The following is a 3,388-nucleotide window of genomic DNA, read 5'->3' on the forward strand; positions in this document are numbered from 1 at the left end:
CGCATCTATTTACAAAACTTTACCTGATCAGAGGATTAGGGAAATGGGGAGATAGGGAAATGGGGAGATGGGGAAATTTCAACTAAAACCCCAAAACCCCAACACCCCAACACCCCAACACCCAAAACCTTCTAACTGATCACTGATCACTGATTTTTTGCAGTCGCTCTAACAAGAGGGCGACTTTTTTCAGGTCTTTATCACCCGGCGATCGCTCAACACCGCTAGACACATCAATGCCATCGGGGTGCAGCCGGGTTAAAGCTTCACTAATATTATCGGGGTTGAGTCCTCCGGCCAGAAACCAGGGCAAGGGGGGCGAAAAACTGGCTAAGGCTTGCCAGTCTAAGGTATGTCCCGTACCGCCGAGCAATTGGGGATGGTAGGCATCTAAAAGCAAAGTATCGACGCTATTAAAGTAAATTGCCGACTTTTCCCAACTTTCTCTGTCTTTAATCCGCAAAGCTTTGATAATTTCCCGGTCGGGTAATAATTGCCGCAACCTTTGGCAATATTCGGGAGATTCTTTACCATGTAACTGCACACTTGTCAAGGAAGTTTTAAAAATTATTTGCTGAATAATTTCGGGTTGCTCGTCGGCAAAAACCCCAATAAAATCAATTTTGTTGGGTATTGCGGCGATAATAGCGTTAATTTGCTCGATTTTGACGTAACGAGGCGAACTTGGTACGAGGATAAAACCTAAGGCCGTAGCTCCTAAATTAGCGATCGCTTTTCCTTGGTCTGGTTGGGTAATGCCGCAAATTTTAATTCGCATTTAATCTTATTCGCAAAACGTTACAAAAACTGTTAAGTATTCAAACAAAAAGCAGTTTCGGGTCAAGAGCTTTTTATAATGCCCTGTGATTAACAAAATCTTATCAAGACTGGAGCGTCAATGATCCCTTCCACCTTACTTTTAGCCACCGCTCAAACCATTCCCTGGAATTTATCCGTCGGCATTACCATGACCTTAGCTAACCTAGTAGCCTTCGTTATCGGTTATTTTGCCATCCAAAATACCGGGGCTGGCCCTGCCTTACCCTTGCCGCAGTTAGCCTCGAAAAAAAGCTTCGGTCTGCCGGAATTATTGGCTACCATGAGTTTTGGCCATATTCTCGGTGCGGGACTGGTTCTCGGTCTTTCTAACGCGGGTATTCTCTAATCAGTGATCGGTGATCGGTAATCAGTGACCAGTAAACCTCAGATAGAGGAGCCAGTAGTCAGGCTTCGGCCGTGAGCTCAGCCGAACGGAGAACTAAGCATAAAGAGATTTTAGGCAACTTCATCCCTATTTTTCCCATTTTTGAACTCTCAAAAGTCAATTATGCCAGAAGTCTAGTAATCGTCCAGATCGGTTGATTATTCTGGCTGCTGGCGAGAAAACTAAGAAAGCAGTGGCCCAAGTTGAAGCTGGAGACTTTGCTGACGAAGAAGAAGCAGTATTGGCTAAATTAACCTATGAAAGTTAGATAGCTGCGGAAAGAAGTATCGAAAATAATTGGTAAATCCGAACGTTGCCAATCGCTTAATTAATTGTAAATATTGCCTCTAAAGTTAATCTCATAAATAAAGATTTCGTCTGTCTCCTTGACGATTTCAAAAATAACTCGCATTTTGCCAACATGAATTCTGGAGAATCCTTTTAACTCACCTTTAAGTTTTTTTATATCAAGTTCTTCAGGGGGATAAACGTTTTGAGTTTCAAGGCAGGTTTTGAGAATACCAATTTTAGTTAAAACAGATTTTCGGCTATTGGCATCTAGTTTCTCCAAAAATTTACTGGCTGATCTACTGATCCTGATCTTCACGATTAAACCAGCCTGTAATATCAAGGAAGCTGTCGTCTTTGTAATCAACAGGATTAAAGGTTGCTTCTATGTCAGCTTGTTCTATATCATCAACATAGGGAATCAGCATCTCGAAGAATTTAAGCCACTCTTCCCGCATAACTTCGCGGACGCTTTCCTTGATGATGGTTTTGAGCATTAGAGCATCTAAGGTGTTTGCTGGCTCCATATATTTTCCTCCAATCTACTTGAATTGTAGCAGCAGATCAAGAAAACGGGTTTCTTACAGCAGTTATCTTCAGGATTTTAGTTTTCTCAAGCCACTATTCGAGGCAAGTCAAGAGATTGGGAGAGATTCAAGTAATCTAAGGATAGGCGGTTAAAGCGCGTCTTAGCTTACCTGATAACGTTCTTAAAATCTATCTTCAGTAAAAGTTACTCATTTTAGCTATCTAGCTATATAAATGAGTAACTTCAAAAGGTTTTAGATAGGGTTTTGGTTTCTATATTTAACCCCGATCCTCACAAACAAAGTCCACTACTCGATCGATTTCCCGGGATGAGCGGATGCGACGACTACCGCTGCCGAGTTCGCCACCACGACAATTGGCCCACCAACGCTCGCGACTACCATTAACGATCGCATCAAATTCTCTAATTCTGCCACTATCATAATAACTGCGGCGATCGACGACAAAACGACCGATATTGGGGAGGCGAAATTCTTTGTAAAGATTATCTTCCCAACCGCCACCAGAATTACCGTGATGGTTGTCGGTGCGTACCTCAAACTCGCCCCGACAACCATTTCTCACCACAATATTGCCGTTCTCGAAATCCCAATTACCCTCACAGGGAGCAGCGGAGCGAGTGCGGATTAATCTGACTTGGGCCCGTCTAGCGTTGACGGGACAGCGAGTAGTACGACCGTTTTGACTTTCACAATTAATTCTCGTGGTTCTGGCCGCTGCTGGCTCGCTCCCCAAGGGACAAATTAGCAATAAACCAAGACTAGATAATAAAATTTGGCGAAACATTGTCTTTATCTCCAAGAAATTCTCTAGTTTATCTTACAGGGGTATCAAGAAAATGAGTAGTAGTGCTTGAAGTGCGTTAATCAACAAAAAAGAAGGGTGATTTAACTTCACCCTTCCCCCTATTCGGTAAATTTTCTTGCCATCTTTAGAGAGCGTTACCGCGAGGTAATACTTCTTCAGGGAAGATAAAGTTTTCGTGGGGTTGGTCTTGGGGAGCCATCCAAGCTCTCAGACCTTCGTTAAGCAGAATATTTTTAGTGTAGAAGGTTTCAAATTCCGGGTCTTCCGCCGCTCTCAATTCCTGAGAAACGAAGTCATAGGCCCGTAGATTAAGGGCTAATCCCACTACACCCACAGCACTCATCCATAAACCAGTCACGGGGACAAAGAGCATGAAGAAGTGTAACCAACGTTTGTTGGAGAAAGCGATGCCAAAGATTTGCGACCAGAAACGGTTCGCAGTGACCATGGAGTAGGTTTCTTCCGCTTGGGTGGGTTCAAAAGCTCGGAAAGTGTTGGAACCTTCACCGTCTTCAAACAGGGTATTTTCTACCGTCGCTC

At 43.4% G+C, this 3,388-nt stretch carries 6 protein-coding genes and 1 pseudogene; 2 read left to right on the plus strand and 5 right to left on the minus strand.

Going from position 1 to position 3,388, the window contains the following annotated elements; genetic code table 11:
* Positions 1-139: 139 nt before the first annotated feature.
* Positions 140-778: a phosphoribosylanthranilate isomerase gene (locus IQ234_RS20290; protein WP_193958398.1), complete on the minus strand. Its 639-nt coding sequence runs from the start codon at positions 776-778 to the stop codon at positions 140-142.
* A gap of 120 nt (positions 779-898) precedes the next feature.
* Here IQ234_RS20290 and psaK point away from each other — a divergent pair, with 120 nt between their 5' ends.
* Positions 899-1,165 carry a photosystem I reaction center subunit PsaK gene (gene psaK, locus IQ234_RS20295; protein ID WP_002736399.1) on the plus strand — a complete coding sequence of 89 codons (267 nt, stop codon included), beginning with the start codon at positions 899-901 and terminating at the stop codon, positions 1,163-1,165.
* Between the two features lie 193 nt (positions 1,166-1,358).
* Entirely contained in the window at positions 1,359-1,472 is a 114-nt protein-coding gene (locus IQ234_RS20300) for a hypothetical protein (protein WP_052277265.1), read from the plus strand.
* A 60-nt stretch (positions 1,473-1,532) separates the two neighbouring features.
* Here IQ234_RS20300 and IQ234_RS20305 read toward each other — a convergent pair whose 3' ends face one another.
* From IQ234_RS20305 to IQ234_RS20320, 4 genes and pseudogenes are all read right to left on the minus strand, one after another.
* Positions 1,533-1,835, minus strand: coding sequence for a type II toxin-antitoxin system RelE family toxin (locus IQ234_RS20305; protein ID WP_193958399.1), 303 nt, complete (start codon positions 1,833-1,835; stop codon positions 1,533-1,535).
* Positions 1,792-2,019: a hypothetical protein gene (locus IQ234_RS20310; protein WP_193958400.1), complete on the minus strand. Its 228-nt coding sequence runs from the start codon at positions 2,017-2,019 to the stop codon at positions 1,792-1,794. Before IQ234_RS20310 ends, IQ234_RS20305 begins: the two co-directional genes overlap by 44 nt.
* Positions 2,020-2,299: 280 nt before the next feature.
* The gene (locus tag IQ234_RS20315; RefSeq protein WP_193958401.1) at positions 2,300-2,827 is read right to left on the minus strand and encodes a DUF3011 domain-containing protein; all 528 of its coding nucleotides are present in this window, start codon (positions 2,825-2,827) and stop codon (positions 2,300-2,302) included.
* Positions 2,828-2,972: 145 nt separating this feature from the next.
* Positions 2,973-3,388 (minus strand): annotated as a pseudogene (locus IQ234_RS20320) (photosystem II D2 protein (photosystem q(a) protein)); the annotation flags it as partial.

This window comes from Microcystis aeruginosa LEGE 91341, assembly GCF_015206885.1.
In the GTDB taxonomy this organism is placed as follows: Bacteria; Cyanobacteriota; Cyanobacteriia; order Cyanobacteriales; family Microcystaceae; genus Microcystis; species Microcystis aeruginosa_H.

Coding starts and splice junctions, on each gene's coding strand:
- IQ234_RS20290 (WP_193958398.1), bottom strand. CDS start 778: ATGCGAATTAAAATTTGCGGCATTACCCAACCAGACCAAGGAAAAGCG.
- psaK (WP_002736399.1), top strand. CDS start 899: ATGATCCCTTCCACCTTACTTTTAGCCACCGCTCAAACCATTCCCTGG.
- IQ234_RS20310 (WP_193958400.1), bottom strand. CDS start 2,019: ATGGAGCCAGCAAACACCTTAGATGCTCTAATGCTCAAAACCATCATC.
- IQ234_RS20315 (WP_193958401.1), bottom strand. CDS start 2,827: ATGTTTCGCCAAATTTTATTATCTAGTCTTGGTTTATTGCTAATTTGT.